Source organism: Woeseia sp. D3-10, from assembly GCF_055809415.1.
On sequence record NZ_JBVVTW010000007.1, the window covers coordinates 3,026,216 to 3,040,073 of the forward strand.

17 protein-coding genes are annotated in these 13,858 nt (G+C 58.3%); 15 read left to right on the forward strand and 2 right to left on the reverse strand.

Features of this window, described 5'->3' with window-relative positions; genetic code table 11:
- Nucleotides 1–57: 57 nt before the first annotated feature.
- The 4 genes from leuS (at nucleotide 58) to AC0L8N_RS13950 (ending at nucleotide 4,320) form a co-directional block, all read left to right on the forward strand.
- On the forward strand, nucleotides 58–2,514 hold the full coding sequence (gene leuS / locus AC0L8N_RS13935; RefSeq protein WP_473668273.1) for a leucine--tRNA ligase: 2,457 nt from the start codon (nucleotides 58–60) through the stop codon (nucleotides 2,512–2,514).
- Nucleotides 2,504–2,986, forward strand: a complete 483-nt coding sequence (locus AC0L8N_RS13940) for an LPS-assembly lipoprotein LptE (protein WP_473668275.1) — start codon at nucleotides 2,504–2,506, stop codon at nucleotides 2,984–2,986. The genes leuS and AC0L8N_RS13940 overlap by 11 nt, the downstream gene beginning before the upstream one ends.
- 62 nt (nucleotides 2,987–3,048) lie before the next feature.
- Nucleotides 3,049–3,534 carry a hypothetical protein gene (locus AC0L8N_RS13945; RefSeq protein WP_473670163.1) on the forward strand — a complete coding sequence of 162 codons (486 nt, stop codon included), beginning with the start codon at nucleotides 3,049–3,051 and terminating at the stop codon, nucleotides 3,532–3,534.
- Between the two features lie 51 nt (nucleotides 3,535–3,585).
- A complete protein-coding gene (locus AC0L8N_RS13950; RefSeq protein ID WP_473668276.1) occupies nucleotides 3,586–4,320 on the forward strand; it encodes a hypothetical protein in 735 nt (244 codons plus the stop codon).
- Between the two features lie 3 nt (nucleotides 4,321–4,323).
- On the opposite strand, the gene hisI is transcribed toward AC0L8N_RS13950, so the two are convergent.
- Nucleotides 4,324–4,815: a phosphoribosyl-AMP cyclohydrolase gene (gene hisI / locus AC0L8N_RS13955; protein ID WP_473668277.1), complete on the reverse strand. Its 492-nt coding sequence runs from the start codon at nucleotides 4,813–4,815 to the stop codon at nucleotides 4,324–4,326.
- Nucleotides 4,816–4,999: 184 nt separating this feature from the next.
- On the opposite strand from hisI, the gene cysS reads away from it, so the two are divergent.
- Genes cysS through AC0L8N_RS13975 form a run of 4 tightly spaced genes read left to right on the forward strand, consistent with a single transcriptional unit; the run spans nucleotide 5,000 to nucleotide 8,149 of the window.
- Entirely contained in the window at nucleotides 5,000–6,379 is a 1,380-nt protein-coding gene (gene cysS / locus AC0L8N_RS13960; protein ID WP_473668278.1) for a cysteine--tRNA ligase, read from the forward strand.
- Nucleotides 6,380–6,384: 5 nt separating this feature from the next.
- The gene (locus AC0L8N_RS13965; RefSeq protein WP_473668279.1) at nucleotides 6,385–6,807 is read left to right on the forward strand and encodes a SufE family protein; all 423 of its coding nucleotides are present in this window, start codon (nucleotides 6,385–6,387) and stop codon (nucleotides 6,805–6,807) included.
- The gene (yidD, locus tag AC0L8N_RS13970; protein ID WP_473668280.1) at nucleotides 6,804–7,070 is read left to right on the forward strand and encodes a membrane protein insertion efficiency factor YidD; all 267 of its coding nucleotides are present in this window, start codon (nucleotides 6,804–6,806) and stop codon (nucleotides 7,068–7,070) included. The genes AC0L8N_RS13965 and yidD overlap by 4 nt, the downstream gene beginning before the upstream one ends.
- Nucleotides 7,067–8,149: a hypothetical protein gene (locus AC0L8N_RS13975; RefSeq protein WP_473668281.1), complete on the forward strand. Its 1,083-nt coding sequence runs from the start codon at nucleotides 7,067–7,069 to the stop codon at nucleotides 8,147–8,149. Before yidD ends, AC0L8N_RS13975 begins: the two co-directional genes overlap by 4 nt.
- Nucleotides 8,150–8,154: 5 nt before the next feature.
- Here the strand turns inward: AC0L8N_RS13975 and AC0L8N_RS13980 are convergent, their stop codons facing one another.
- Nucleotides 8,155–8,595: a MerC domain-containing protein gene (locus tag AC0L8N_RS13980; RefSeq protein WP_473668282.1), complete on the reverse strand. Its 441-nt coding sequence runs from the start codon at nucleotides 8,593–8,595 to the stop codon at nucleotides 8,155–8,157.
- 81 nt (nucleotides 8,596–8,676) lie between these two features.
- Between AC0L8N_RS13980 and AC0L8N_RS13985 the strand changes: the two genes are divergently transcribed.
- The 7 genes from AC0L8N_RS13985 to rng all read left to right on the forward strand — a co-directional run bounded on the left by AC0L8N_RS13985 (nucleotide 8,677) and on the right by rng (nucleotide 13,845).
- Nucleotides 8,677–8,937, forward strand: coding sequence for a Trm112 family protein (locus tag AC0L8N_RS13985; protein WP_473668283.1), 261 nt, complete (start codon nucleotides 8,677–8,679; stop codon nucleotides 8,935–8,937).
- A 120-nt stretch (nucleotides 8,938–9,057) separates the two neighbouring features.
- Complete coding sequence (gene holA / locus AC0L8N_RS13990; RefSeq protein ID WP_473668284.1) at nucleotides 9,058–10,029, forward strand: DNA polymerase III subunit delta; 972 nt, start codon at nucleotides 9,058–9,060, stop codon at nucleotides 10,027–10,029.
- Between the two features lie 43 nt (nucleotides 10,030–10,072).
- Nucleotides 10,073–10,720, forward strand: coding sequence for a nicotinate-nucleotide adenylyltransferase (nadD, locus tag AC0L8N_RS13995; protein ID WP_473670165.1), 648 nt, complete (start codon nucleotides 10,073–10,075; stop codon nucleotides 10,718–10,720).
- A 37-nt stretch (nucleotides 10,721–10,757) separates the two neighbouring features.
- Complete coding sequence (rsfS, locus tag AC0L8N_RS14000) at nucleotides 10,758–11,111, forward strand: ribosome silencing factor (RefSeq protein ID WP_473668285.1); 354 nt, start codon at nucleotides 10,758–10,760, stop codon at nucleotides 11,109–11,111.
- A 167-nt stretch (nucleotides 11,112–11,278) separates the two neighbouring features.
- On the forward strand, nucleotides 11,279–11,749 hold the full coding sequence (gene rlmH / locus AC0L8N_RS14005; RefSeq protein WP_473668286.1) for a 23S rRNA (pseudouridine(1915)-N(3))-methyltransferase RlmH: 471 nt from the start codon (nucleotides 11,279–11,281) through the stop codon (nucleotides 11,747–11,749).
- Nucleotides 11,750–11,762: 13 nt separating this feature from the next.
- Complete coding sequence (locus AC0L8N_RS14010) at nucleotides 11,763–12,344, forward strand: Maf family protein (RefSeq protein ID WP_473668287.1); 582 nt, start codon at nucleotides 11,763–11,765, stop codon at nucleotides 12,342–12,344.
- A 16-nt stretch (nucleotides 12,345–12,360) separates the two neighbouring features.
- Nucleotides 12,361–13,845 (forward strand): ribonuclease G, encoded by a 1,485-nt coding sequence (gene rng / locus AC0L8N_RS14015; RefSeq protein WP_473668288.1) that lies wholly within the window; start codon nucleotides 12,361–12,363, stop codon nucleotides 13,843–13,845.
- Nucleotides 13,846–13,858: the final 13 nt, after the last annotated feature.

The following is a 13,858-nucleotide window of genomic DNA, read 5'->3' on the forward strand; positions in this document are numbered from 1 at the left end:
AGCTTGCCGATTCCCCGGATCAGGCAGTTCAGACTGCCTCCAGCACGATTGAGATCAATGAGTAACGACGCAAGATATACGCCCGATGAAGTAGAGCAGCGTGCCCGCGACTATTGGGACAGCGAACGCTGTTTCGAAGTGGACGAAGACCCGGACAAGCAAAAGTTCTACTGCCTGACGATGTTCCCGTACCCGAGTGGCCAGCTGCACATGGGCCATGTCCGGGTGTTCACGATCAGTGACGTCATTGCGCGGTATCAACGCATGCAGGGCAAACATGTCCTGCAGCCGATGGGCTGGGATGCGTTCGGCATGCCGGCGGAAAACGCGGCCATCAAGCGCGGTGTACCGCCGGCCGAATGGACCTACAAGAATATCGACTACATGCGCGGTCAGCTCAAACGTCTGGGTTACGGCTACGACTGGAGCCGCGAAGTAACCACCTGCCGGCCGGAATACTATCGCTGGGAGCAGTGGTTGTTCACACGCTTGTTCAAGAAAGGCCTGGTCTACCGCAAAAACTCAATCGTTAACTGGGACCCGGTTGACCAGACCGTGTTAGCGAACGAGCAAGTCATCGATGGCCGCGGCTGGCGTTCCGATGCGCTGGTAGAGCGCCGTGAAATTCCGCAATGGTTCATGAAGATCACGGCCTACGCGGACGAACTGCTCGACAACCTCGATTCAATGGACGGCTGGCCCGATTCCGTCAAGACGATGCAGCGCAACTGGATCGGTCGTTCGGAAGGCATGGAACTGTCTTTCGATGTCGATGGTGAAGACGAGCCACTGACTGTGTTCACGACCCGCCCGGATACGCTGATGGGCGTTACCTATATGGCGGTCGCTGCCGAACACCCGATTGCGCAAAAAGCAGCGGCCGGCAATGCCGACATCGCGCGCTTCATCGAAGAATGCAAAACCATGCAGGCCGCCGAGGCTGCGATGGAGACGATGGAGAAAAAGGGCATGCCATTGGGTGTGTTCGCTACGCACCCAATCAGTGGCGAAAAAGTGCCGCTCTGGGTCGCTAACTTCGTGCTGATGAGTTACGGCACCGGCGCGGTAATGGCAGTGCCGGGGCACGACGAACGCGACTGGGAGTTTGCCAGTAAGCACGGCTTGCCGATCGTGCAGGTCGTCAAGCCAGAAGATGGCAGTGACATCGATATTGGCGAGGCTGCCTGGACGGGGCGCGGCGAGCTCGTCAACTCAGGTGAGTTCGACGGCCTGAATTTTGACCAGGCGTTCGCAGCAATTGCGTCACGTTTCGAAGCTGAAGGTCGCGGCAAGCGAACGGTTAACTACCGGCTGCGCGACTGGGGTGTGTCGCGACAGCGTTACTGGGGTACACCAATCCCCATTATTTACTGCGATGACTGCGGTGCCGTGCCCGTGCCGGAGAAAGACCTGCCGGTTGTATTGCCCGAAGACGTCAAAGTCACTGGCGTGGGTTCACCGTTGCGCGATATGCCCGGGTTTGTGAACGTGGATTGCCCCGAGTGTGGCAAGGCGGCGCGGCGTGAAACCGACACGTTTGATACGTTTGTGGAATCCTCCTGGTATTTTTCCCGCTACGCCTCGCCGGATAGCAAAGATGCGATGCTCGACAAACGGGAAAGTTACTGGATGCCCGTAGACCAATACACGGGTGGCATAGAACACGCGATTCTGCATTTGTTGTATGCGCGCTTCTTCCAGAAGTTGATGCGTGATGAAGGCTTGTCGGCTGCCGACGAACCATTCACCAATCTCCTGACACAGGGCATGGTGCTGAAGGACGGCGCCAAAATGTCCAAGGCCAAGGGCAATACGGTTGATCCGCAGGAACTGATTGAACGCTACGGTGCTGACACGGTGCGGTTGTTCATGATGTCTACGGCACCGCCTGAACTGGCGCTGGAATGGTCGGACGACGGTGTGCAGGGCGCATACCGCTTTCTCAAGCGCTTCTGGCACGCGGTTCAAGCTCATAGCGACGGGGGCAGCATGCCTGCTCTCGACAAGTCGGGCCTCGATGGCCAGCAAAAAGAGCTGCGCCTGAAGACCCACCAGACCATCGCAAAGGTCAGTGACGATACGGGTCGACGTTACAAGTTCAATACAGCGGTGGCGGCTGTGATGGAATTGCTGAACGCAATCAATCGCTTCGACGATCAAAGCCCGGCCGGTCGCGCAGTGATTCAGGAAGCATTGGAATCCTGCGTGCTGCTGCTGGCACCAATCGTTCCGCATATTTGTCACGAACTGTGGAAGCAACTCGGGCACAACAGTGCTTTGGTTGATGAGTCATGGCCCGATGTGGATGAGTCGGCGTTGCAGCAGGACATGGTCGAAATTGTCGTGCAGGTAAACGGAAAATTACGCGGTCGAATTTCGGTTGCAGCCGATGCTGGGAAAGATGCGATTGCCGAACTCGCGCTTGCCGACGAAAACGTCAAACGCTTCGTTGCGGACAAGACGATACGCAAAACTATCGTCGTGCCGGGACGGTTGGTGAACGTTGTTGTTTAGAACCGCACTATTGGCGTGCTCGCTGCTTGCGCTGAGCGCCTGCGGTTTTCAGCTGCGCTCGTCGCCCACAGTGCCGGCACAGATGAGCAGTACCTATATCGAGACCGCTGATACCTACAGTCTGTTTTATCGCAAGTTACGTCGTGAACTGCAAAGCGTGGGCGTGCGGGTTGTTGACAACAAAGAAGACGCAAGTGCTGTATTTTCTATCCTGAGCGACGAAACGGATCAACGCGTTTTGTCAGTGTCTGCACGCAATGTGCCCCGTGAGTACGAAGTGTATTACTCGGTTTACTATGCGGTGCAGGCTGGCAACGCTGTCCTGATGGAGCCGCAGTTGCAGACCGCAACCCGGGACTACACCTACGACGAAACCCGCGTGCTGGGCAAGTCTCGCGAGGAAGATCTGTTACGCGATGCCATTGCCAATGATCTGGTGCGCATCGTGCTGATCCAGCTATCCGCCCTTTGAACTGACGCCTGGCCGTGAGTGACTCTGTTGAATGCGCGCACGCAGCAGACGGCAAATTGCCGATGTTGTGCATCGCTCACTTGCCGCACACGGCAGTGCCTGCACTGGCTGAGCGCTTCGGACTTCGCGTTGCATTTGTTGCCGATAATCAGCCGATTACCGGTAGTTTTTGGGGTGAGCCGGAGGCCGGTGTCGTAGGCACAACGCTGTATGTTCGTGGCGATACGCCGCTGCACTCGGCACTGCACGAGCTGAGTCATCTGGTTTGCATGAGTGCCTCGCGACGAGCCGTGCTGATCCGGGATGCGGGTGGTGACGACGACGAAGAATCGGCGGTTTGTTATCTGCAAATATTGCTGGCCGACGAGATTGATGGAGCAGGGCGTGAACGTTTGATGAAGGACATGAATAGCTGGGGCTACAGCTTCCGGCTGGGTAGCACGGAACTCTGGTTCCACGATGATGCGCACGACGCGGCGCGCTGGCTGCAAGCACACGGCGTGCTCGACAAAGACCACAATTTGCTGTGGCGTCTACGGAATGATTGAGGGCGCAATCGTGGTTAGCAACACTGGTAGAAACGGCGGCATCTGACTATAGTGAGCAGCCCCTCAAACGAACAGGTAGCGGTCATTATGGTGCTGTTGCGTTACCTCTCGTATTTCTTCGGCGTTGCGTTGTGCACCTGGCTGCTGACGCAACTCGAGATCATGTCGCCCGGCGGTCTTCGCCTGCAAACGTTCACGCACGTGGACGATGCCCTGGGTACCAGCGAGTATTCGCCGATTGAAATGTTGCAGCCGGGCATACTGGTAATCTGTGGATTGCTGTACGCGTGGGTAGCCCAATATTGTCCGTCAATACGGCCAGTCGCTCTGACCTTCGGCGGTATGGCCGCCGTCTTTTTCGTTCGCGAGTTGGATTTTTTCCTCGACCGAAATGTTGCTGATAACTTCTGGCAGGCAGTGGCTGCGGTCATCTCGGCTCTGATCATCGTCTATGCGTGGCGACATGCCCGGCGGTTTCGCGTCGCCTGGCTGCGAATGTGGCCGTCGCCGGGTTTGACGCTATTGTTTGCCGGCGCGCTGGTGCACTTCGCGTTTGCCCCGTTCGTGGGCCATGAACCGCTGTGGCAGGCAGTGCTGGGCACTGACTACCAGCGGATCGTCAAACTCGCAGCGGAAGAGTTCATTGAATTGATCGGTTATTTCTTGTGGCTGATCGGCACCGCGGAATTCTGGTTCCAGGCCCGCGCGATCGCTGTGCGCGAGCCGCAACCGGCGGCCGTGCGCCGCCGCGACGGCCGTCGCCACGATGGTGAAGGCCGCTACTGAGGTTCAGAGTATCGTTGGATTGGGCGCATCGCCGTAGACTTCTTCCGGGTCGAACACTTTTTCGGTATCGGTAAACTGCAGCGCGACATTGTCGTTGTCTGCGGCCACTTCGTCACCAACCGGCACGCGCCTGTAAAAGCACGAACGGTAGCCAACATGGCAGCTCGCGCCACCGGCTACGTTCACACGTAACCAGATACAGTCCTGATCGTCGTCAATCAGCAATTCAGCCACTTTCTGTGTCAGGCCACTGGTTGCACCCTTGTGCCACAAAACCTGACGACTGCGGCTGTAGTAATGCGCCTCGCCTGTGCGGATGGTCAGCATCAGCGCTTCAGCATTCATGTACCCCTGCATGAGCAATTCGCCGCTGTCGGCATCCGTGGTCACTGCCGTGATCAGGCCGCGATCGTCGAACTTCGGCGCGAGGTCGGTACCTTCCTCGACTTGTTCGATACTGCTGCGTCCCGCGAAGGCGATGGGTCGATAAGACATTGTTACTCCTGAATATGCGTCTGTCCGGGTGGCGCCGGGCGGGTGATTATACGGTATTCGCACCAATCCGCGACCCTGCGGCGGCGATGGCGAACCCGGTGCAGCCGCGGCCAGATGATGTTGTTATCATTGCCGTCCGCCAATGGCAGCGCACAGCATTGATTACAAAGGACCACCGACCCGCATGACCCTTCAATTGCACGATACCCTGCAGGGCAAGAAAGTTCCGTTCACGCCGCTCGAGCCGGGCAAGGTAACGATGTACCTGTGTGGGCCGACGGTCTACAACTACGCGCACATCGGTAACGCGCGGCCGGCCGTCGTGTTCGACCTGCTGGCACGCTTGCTGCGGCGGAGTTACGCGCTGACCTTCGCGCGCAACATTACCGACGTTGATGACAAAATCAATGCAGCCGCGAGTGAAGCTGGCAAGCCGATCAGTGCCATAACCGAACGCTACATCAAGGCCTACAACGACGACATGGGCGCGCTCGGCGTGCAAGCGCCGGATATAGAGCCGCGGGCGACGGAGCATATCGGCGAGATGGTGGCGATGATCGAAACACTGATTGCCGCCGGCAACGCCTATGTTGCGGACGGTCATGTCTTGTTCGACGTGGGAACCTGCGAGAACTACGGACAGCTGTCACGGCGTGATCTGCGTGAAATGATTGCGGGTGCCCGGGTCGAGGTAGCGCCGTACAAGCGTGCCGCCCACGACTTTGTATTGTGGAAACCGTCAACGGCGGATTTGCCCGGCTGGGATTCGCCGTGGGGCAAGGGTCGGCCGGGTTGGCACATCGAATGCTCGGCGATGTCGGAAAAACACCTTGGTCGCACGATCGATATCCACGGCGGCGGGCAGGATCTTGTCTTCCCGCACCACGAAAACGAATTGGCACAGAGCACCTGCGCACACAACGGCGAGCCGTTCGCGCGCTATTGGTTGCACAACGGGTTCCTGAGTCTCGACAGTACCAAGATGTCGAAATCGCTCGGCAACGTGCTGCTCGTGCACAACATGATCGAGACTATTCCTGGCGAGGTCATTCGGCTGGCATTGCTCAGTGCACACTACCGGCAGCCGCTGGACTGGTCAGACGACACAGTCGCCGGCGCGCGCCGTATGCTGGATCGCCTGTACGGCGCGTTGCGCGGTATCGAGGTGCCAGCCGAGCAACGCGCATCGGCCGAGCCTGCAGCCGAGGTTATAGCCGCGCTGGAGGACGACCTCAATACGCCTAAAGCGTTTGCCGAAATGTTTAACATCGCTCGCACCCTGAACAAAACAACTGGCAATGAAGACCGGACGGCGTTGGCCGCACAGTTGTACGCGTGCGGTGAGTTGACCGGGATAATCAATGCGGATCCGGAAGCATGGTTTGCTGGTGATGACGCCGGCGAATTGTCGGCGGCTGACATAGAAGGCTTGTTGCGGCAACGCGATGAGGCTCGGGCGGCGCGGGATTTCGCGGCGGCTGATGGTATCCGCGACAAATTGACGGCGGCCGGCATCAGTATAGAAGACGGTGCCGGCGCAACCCGCTGGCGCCGGAGTGATTGAAGCCAATGAATGAAGTTCAGACGGCACAGCAGGAAGTCATCGACGAGTTCGGCTTTTTCGACAACTGGATGGATCGTTATCAATACCTGATCGATCTCGGCAAGCGATTACCGGATCTTGCGGCGGAAGAAAAAACCGACGCGAACAAGATTCGTGGCTGTCAGTCGCAAGTGTGGTTTGTCGCAGAGGAGCATGCCGGGCGCATGCGCTTTCGTGCGATCAGCGATGCCGCCATCGTTTCCGGCCTGATCGCCTTGTTGTTACGCATATACAGCGATAAGCTGGCCACAGAAATTTTGCAATCGTCGGCTGACTTCGTGCAGGCGCTGGGACTTGAGCAACACCTGAGCCCTACCCGCAGCAATGGTCTTGCCGCTATGCTGACCGCCATTCGTCATTACGCGCAGGACGCCGTAGCGGCGACATGAGCGCGGGCCGCGTCAGCCGACTACTCAGTCTCCAGTTGCTGGGACTGGTGTGGTTGTACCGTGTTGTTGTATCACCCCTCCTCGGCGCCAATTGTCGCTATCAACCCACGTGTTCTGAATACGCCCGTGTTGCATTGCAACGTCACGGTGCGTTTCGGGGGAGCCTGCTGGTTCTGCGTCGCATAGGCCGTTGTCACCCGTGGGGTGGTTCGGGTTATGACCCCGTTCCCGACGACAGCCGCACCGATCGGGAGTCGCAATGAATCCCGCCCGACTGCTGCGCGCCTTGCTGGAGCCGGCCAGCTCGGTACCGTTGTTGCTGACGATGTTGTTGTTCTGGGCGCTGGGCTGTTTCGGCATCGCGTTAATTCAGCTTTTTGACTCCAGCGAGGCGGGTACGTTTCTGCTCGGCTTGCTCGGTGCGCTTTTTATCGCTGGCATCCTGCTGCCAGCGCTGTTGCGGTACCTGCTGGCGTTGATCGAGGAGCGCGCCCTGCATCGGTCTATACCAGTCGTTGCGACGGAACACTTTCTGCTGTTCAGCCAACCGCGCCGGCTGTTTGCTGCGCTGCTGATTATTGGCTGGCTGTCCCTGTTCCTGGCAGTAGACCGGATCTCGCCGCTGGCTGCCTGGTGGTTGGTGGTGCCGTTGGTGGCGGTATTGCTGCCACTGCAGTTTTCGCTGCTGGCGCTCACTGATTCTCCTGTGCAAAGCGTGAACCCCGTGGCACTCGTCAGGTTATTGCATCGTCTGCTACCGGATTGCTTGTGGCTGGCGCCGTTACTGCTGATCGCTGTGCTCAGTCTGCGTTCGTTTGTCGCCCTGGACGATGGCGGTTACTGGAACCTGTTGCTCGCGTTGTACTGGCTGCTGGTGGTGGCGAACGTTTGTGGTTTGTTGTTAGCACAGATCGACATTGCTGCTGAAACGGACATTGCGGTGCCATTGCCGACGACTCCGGCTCGTCAGGCGGCGCTTGATCAGAAGCAGCAGCAAAAAGTACTGGGCCATGCTTACGGGCTGCTTAGTCGCGGCAATCTCGACGGCGGCTTCGCACACTTGCAGGAGTTCGCGGACTCGTCTTATGAGCCGTTGTTGGTGGAGCTCGCGTTCTTCAACACGATGCTCGGTTGGAGTCTGCCGGATGTGCCGTTGCACTACGCACGGGAATTGTTGCCGCGCTTGCTGGACGCAGGGCAGCACGCTATCGCGCTGAAGGTAACGGTGCAGTGCCTGCACCGGAATGCCCGGTTTCGGCCGCGGCCGGAAGACTTGCCAAGGTTGCTGGCGGTAGCCGCACAAGCGGGGCACGAGGACGTGCAACGGGCACTACAGAGCTGACGGACTCAGTTCTTCGCCAGGGCGATGTCAATGCGGGTTGGCGTGCGGCGCAACAGCCGACTGTTTTGCCAATGAACCGTTGCCAGCAGCAAGGAACCGGTAACCGTGAACACGCGGTCGGCCATCGCGCCCCATTGGTCGTGCGCTACGGTGGCACCCACCAGCAGCAGAATCAGGCCAATGACGCCCGCGGCGACCAATGCACGGTTGCCGTGCCGGCGGTATCCGATGACAATGGCCGTCGTGCTGACCGGCAGTGCGATGGCGAGCATCGGCGTGTGCCAGTGGCTCTCGGCAAACTCAGCCACGAACGGCATCAACGCAATAAACAGCGGCAACGCCAGGCAGTGCAACAGGCACAGGCCGGACAGGACCACAGCGATGCGGTCGAGGTCGGCAGGTCGGCTTTGCGGTTGGGCGGGCTGCGGCATGGCTGCGGTGATCATTTGGCGCCGGCTTGTCGCCAGCTGGTCAAGTAAAATGGTATAACATAACAATATAGGCCGCAAGCGGCCGAAATGGACATTATGGACAAGAAACTGCTGTCAATCCTTTGCTGCCCGGTGACTCACCGTGAACTGGCGCTGGCCCGGGCGGACTTGCTGAAAGCGGTGAATACCCGCATTCAGGACGGTTCGCTCAAGAACCGGGACGGCGCGCTCGTTACAGGGCCGTTGAAGGAGGCCCTCGTCACTGACGACGGCAAAACCCTATACCCGATTCAGGACGGTATCCCCGTGCTGCTGGAAAACGAAGCCGTGGCCCTTGAGCAGTATGACCTTGCCTGAATGGCGTCGTGACTGGTTGGCGTGCTCATTGCCGGGTATCATCTGGCGTGAATTTTCCTTGCGCTGTCTTGTGTGAAAATACCGGCGAACCAGCTTAAGTCCCAGCTTCAAAAATCCCTGTTGCCCTGCTATCTGGTTACCGGTGACGAGCCTTTGCTCGTGCAGGAAGCATTGGACAACATACGCGCGAGCGCACGTGCCGCGGGCTACACGACCCGTGATCTGTACGTTGCAACGCCGGGCTTTGACTGGAAGGAACTGGGCGCGGCGGGCGGCAACCTGTCCCTGTTCTCGGAAAAGCGCATTGTCGAGCTGCGCCTGCCGACCGGAAAGCCCGGTCGCGAAGGGTCGCAGGTCATTGCCACTCTGACTGAGCAACTGGCCGATGATTTGTTGTTGATCGTCAGCGGGCCAAAGCTTGATCGCAATGCGACGTCTGCGAAGTGGGTCAAAGCGCTGATGGGCGCGGGCGGCCATGTGGCTGTCTGGCCAGTGGACCGCCGCGAATTGCCAGCATGGATCAGTGCACGAATGAAAACGGTTGGCCTGCAACCGGAGCGCGATGCGGTCCGGCTAATCGCTGACCGGGTAGAGGGCAACCTGCTTGCGGCGCAACAAGAAGTTGAGAAACTTCGCCTGTTGCTGGGTGAAGGCGCGGTCACTGCCGAACAGGTGCAGCGTGCTGTCGCTGACAGCAGTCGCTACGACGTGTACAAGCTGGTTGATGCTGCGGTCTCAGGTGATGTGCAACGTGCATTGCGCATACTCGGTGGCGTGCGCGCAGAGGGCGTCGAGGCGGTCATCGTTATGTGGGCGCTGACCCGCGAAGTGCGAGCACTCGCACGCATTGCGGACAGTGTCGCGGGTGGCACTGAACTGGGACAGGCCATGCAGAAAAGTGGTGTTTGGCAGAACCGCCAGGGACTGGTTCGTGCCTGCATCAGCCGGCACTCGCGGTCTGTGTTTTATCGGCTGATGCAGGCGTTACGCAACGCTGACGCGTCAGCCAAGGGTCAGCGCTCAGGGGATCCCTGGCAGCAGGCGATCGAAATTGTGTTGGTGCTTGCTGGCGATCGAGTGCGTGCGGCGTGATTAACATTTGTAACGACTGGCAGGGAGGGGCACGTTGAGCCCGATGGGAGTTTTTGGCGGGACCTTTGACCCGATACATTTCGGTCACTTGCGTACCGCGTTTGAGATGTTGCAGGCACTCCGCTTTGATGAGGTGCGCTTCATGCCGTGCGGCAATCCGCCACACCGCGGTCAGCCGTTCGCTGATGCTGAGCTGCGTCTTGCCATGGTGCGGGCCGCGACTGAAGGTCAGGCCGGTTTTGTGGTTGATGATCGAGAACTGTTGCGCGATGGCCCGTCCTATTCGGTGGACACGCTCTCGGCGTTGCGAGCGGAGTTTCCGTTGCGGCCGCTGGCCTTGATTATCGGTATGGATGCGTTTTTGAACCTGACCAAGTGGTATCAATGGCGGGAGATCCTGCAGTTGGCGCATATCGTTGTTGCGCACCGGCCGGGCTGGCGCGCGCCGGACATGGGCCCGCTGGGCTCGCTGCTGGCGGATCGCGGTACTCACAGAATCGGTGACCTGCACCAGGCGCGCTCGGGTCACATCTACATACACGATGTCACACAACTCGAAATATCTTCGACGGAAATTCGCGAGTTGATAGCGGCAGGCCGGGATCCTCGGTTTCTGATGCCAGACGCTGTGCGTGCAGTCATTGAACAAAGCGGTTGTTACCGCAAACCAGATACAGACGAAGTACAGTAATTGACGGGATGGAACACGATGGACTACGGCAAGTCAGATGAATAGCAAGAAACTCAGTGAACTCGTAATAGCCGCGCTTGAAGAGGTTAAGGCGAATGACATAGTCGTCCTCGATGTACGCAAGATGACATCGGTGACTGATTACATGGTGGTCGCGAGCGGTACCTCCAACCGGCACATCAAAGCGCTGGCTGACAACGTGGCTGATCGGTCGCGCGAAGCAGGCCATCGACCGATGGGAGTCGAAGGCGAAGAAGGTGGCGAGTGGGTCTTGCTGGACCTGAATGACATCCTTGTGCATGTCATGCTGCCGCGTGTCCGCGAATTCATTAACATCGAGAAGCTCTGGTCGCTGAGCCCCCGCTCCGATTCGGTAGCCAAAGACGCCTGAGTGTCCGTGCTACGGGGCGGCTTGCAGGCCGGTCAATCCACTCGGCAGCGTTGCCAGTTTCGTAAGCCCGGCGCGCCAAAGCGTTCAGGTGGCGGGCGTCTGCTGTACTCATCCTGTCAACCTGCGTTCGCCACTTGGCTGAGCGTTTGGCTCATGGAACCTGATGCATGCATATTCGACTGATCGCGGTAGGTGATCGCCAGCCGGCCTGGGTCGATACCGCGTTCAAAGATTATGCGGGCCGATTACCGCGTCATTGGAAATTTACGTTGCAGACGATAGCGACAAGTCGCCGTCGCAAACACGGCGACAGCGCGGGTGCACGCAGCGAAGAGTGTGAAAAAATCCTGGGAAAAATTGCCAGCGGCGAACGTGTCGTGATGCTGGATGAACGCGGTACACAACTTAGCAGCACTGAGCTGGCGTCCTCCATCAATGACTGGCAATCGGATGGTCGTGATGTCTGCTTCGTCATCGGCGGTCCCGATGGCCTAGACGAACACTGCATGGCGCGCGCCGACTTCAGCTGGTCGCTATCACGACTGACATTGCCGCACGGTCTTGCAAGAGTCGTGTGCGCCGAACAACTCTATCGGGCGTGCACTGTGTTGGATAACCATCCTTATCACCGCGCCTGACGCCGATATCACCATGACGACATTAGCACTGCATCTTGCGTCGGCGTCGCCACGACGCCGTGAAATACTTGCTTCGCTGGGTTTGCAGTTCACTTACTCGGGCGAAGATCTGGACGAGCAGGAACAACCGGGTGAACCAGCCGAAGAGCTGGTCGTGCGGTTGGCAGGCGACAAGGCGAGCGCCGCATTGCGATCGCGACCTGAGTCAGTTGTGCTGGGTGCAGACACTGTCGTCGTTCTGGATGGCACGGTGTTTGGCAAGCCGCGCGACAAAAGCGAAGCGGTAGCTATGCTGATGGCCTTATCCGGCCGCACACACGAGGTCATGACCGGTGTCGCCCTGTTATCGCGGCAGCATCGACAAATCGCTTTGAGTTGCAGCCAGGTTCGCTTTCGCGACATAGGCCGGACGGAAGCGGAAGCCTATTGGCGAACGGGCGAACCACGGGATAAGGCCGGTGGCTACGCCGTGCAGGGTTTAGCGGCGGTATTCATTGCTGAATTGCGCGGCAGTTACAGCGGTGTGATGGGATTGCCGGTATTTGAGACGGCAGCAATGTTACGCTCGACCGGCATGGAAGTACTTAACCAATAAACAGGGAGTTGGCGCTTTGACCGACGAGGCACCGAAGGAAGAAATTCTCATAAATGTGACGCCGCGCGAAGTGCGGGCCGCCTTGCTCGAGAACGGTATTCTGCAGGAGGTGTATATCGAGCGCGACACCCGGCGTGGCCTGATCAGCAATATCTACAAAGGCCGCGTGTCACGAGTATTGCCCGGTATGCAGGCGGCGTTCGTCGATATCGGGCTTGAGCGTACGGCCTTTCTGCATGCCTCCGATATTGCGAAAAAGGCATTGGCAGATGGCGAGCAAGCGGAGCAGTCGGCTCTGGATATTCGCGAACTGGTTCGGGAAGGCGCCGAAGTTCTGGTTCAGGTCGTAAAAGATCCACTGGGCAACAAAGGGGCGCGGTTATCGACGTTCATTACGTTGCCGTCACGATTTCTGGTGTTGCTGCCCGGCGGCAGCGGCGTTGGAATTTCGACCCGAATCGAAGATGACAACGAACGGTCCCGGCTACGCAGCCTGATCGAAAAGTTACAAGGCGACGATCCTAAAGTCGGGATCATTGCACGCACGGCGGCTGAAGGTGCCAGTGAGGAATCACTGAGCGCCGATCTCGATTTTCTGCAAAAACTCTGGACCAGCGTCCAGCAAAAGGGTCGTGAAAGCAAAGTGCGCAGCCTGGTGCACGAAGACCTGCAATTGCCTATGCGAGTTCTGCGCGATCTCGTCAGTACGGATGTAGAGAGAATTCTGATCGACTCCGAACCGGATTTTCTCGAGCTGCAGGAGTTCACACGCAGTTTTCTTCCGGAGGTCGAACCCCGCCTCGAACTGTACAAACGGCGTCGACCCATATTCGATCTGCACGGCACCGAAGATGAGATTCGCAAAGCACTGGATCGCAGTATTCCACTGAAATCGGGTGGCTACGTGATCTTCGATCAGACCGAAGCGATGACGACGGTTGACGTCAATACGGGTGGCTACGTGGGTCATCGCAATCTGGAAGAAACGATCTTCCGCACCAACCTGGAGGCAGCGGTGGCAATTGCCCGGCAACTGCGGCTACGTAACCTGGGCGGTATAATCATCATAGATTTCATAGACATGGAAGTGGCCGATCACCGCAACCGGGTGCTGGAAGCACTGGAAGAGGCAATGGCGAGCGATCACGCGCGTCACCAGATGACGCCGGTGTCGCCGCTCGGCCTGGTCGAGATGACCCGCAAACGAACGCGCGAGAGTTTGCAGCATATACTGTGCGAGGAGTGTCCAAGTTGCAGCGGTCGGGGATTCGTAAAAACGGCTGACACTGTGTGTTTCGACATTTTCCGGGAAATCATCCGCCAGCATCGACAATTCACGTTTGATGAAATTCTCGTGCTGGCACATCAGGACGTGATCGAATTATTGCTGGATGAAGAAGCGGGTGGCCTCGCGGAGATTGAACGTCAGACCGGCAAGTCTGTCCGACTTCAACCCGAATCGCTGTACCTGCAGGACCAGTTTGATGTTGTGCTTATCTAGGCGGATGCCGATC

Coding starts and splice junctions, on each gene's coding strand:
- leuS (WP_473668273.1), top strand. CDS start 58: ATGAGTAACGACGCAAGATATACGCCCGATGAAGTAGAGCAGCGTGCC.
- AC0L8N_RS13945 (WP_473670163.1), top strand. CDS start 3,049: ATGTTGTGCATCGCTCACTTGCCGCACACGGCAGTGCCTGCACTGGCT.
- hisI (WP_473668277.1), bottom strand. CDS start 4,815: ATGTCTTATCGACCCATCGCCTTCGCGGGACGCAGCAGTATCGAACAA.
- cysS (WP_473668278.1), top strand. CDS start 5,000: ATGACCCTTCAATTGCACGATACCCTGCAGGGCAAGAAAGTTCCGTTC.
- AC0L8N_RS13965 (WP_473668279.1), top strand. CDS start 6,385: ATGAATGAAGTTCAGACGGCACAGCAGGAAGTCATCGACGAGTTCGGC.
- yidD (WP_473668280.1), top strand. CDS start 6,804: ATGAGCGCGGGCCGCGTCAGCCGACTACTCAGTCTCCAGTTGCTGGGA.
- AC0L8N_RS13975 (WP_473668281.1), top strand. CDS start 7,067: ATGAATCCCGCCCGACTGCTGCGCGCCTTGCTGGAGCCGGCCAGCTCG.
- AC0L8N_RS13980 (WP_473668282.1), bottom strand. CDS start 8,595: ATGATCACCGCAGCCATGCCGCAGCCCGCCCAACCGCAAAGCCGACCT.
- AC0L8N_RS13985 (WP_473668283.1), top strand. CDS start 8,677: ATGGACAAGAAACTGCTGTCAATCCTTTGCTGCCCGGTGACTCACCGT.
- nadD (WP_473670165.1), top strand. CDS start 10,073: ATGGGAGTTTTTGGCGGGACCTTTGACCCGATACATTTCGGTCACTTG.
- rsfS (WP_473668285.1), top strand. CDS start 10,758: ATGAATAGCAAGAAACTCAGTGAACTCGTAATAGCCGCGCTTGAAGAG.
- rlmH (WP_473668286.1), top strand. CDS start 11,279: ATGCATATTCGACTGATCGCGGTAGGTGATCGCCAGCCGGCCTGGGTC.
- AC0L8N_RS14010 (WP_473668287.1), top strand. CDS start 11,763: ATGACGACATTAGCACTGCATCTTGCGTCGGCGTCGCCACGACGCCGT.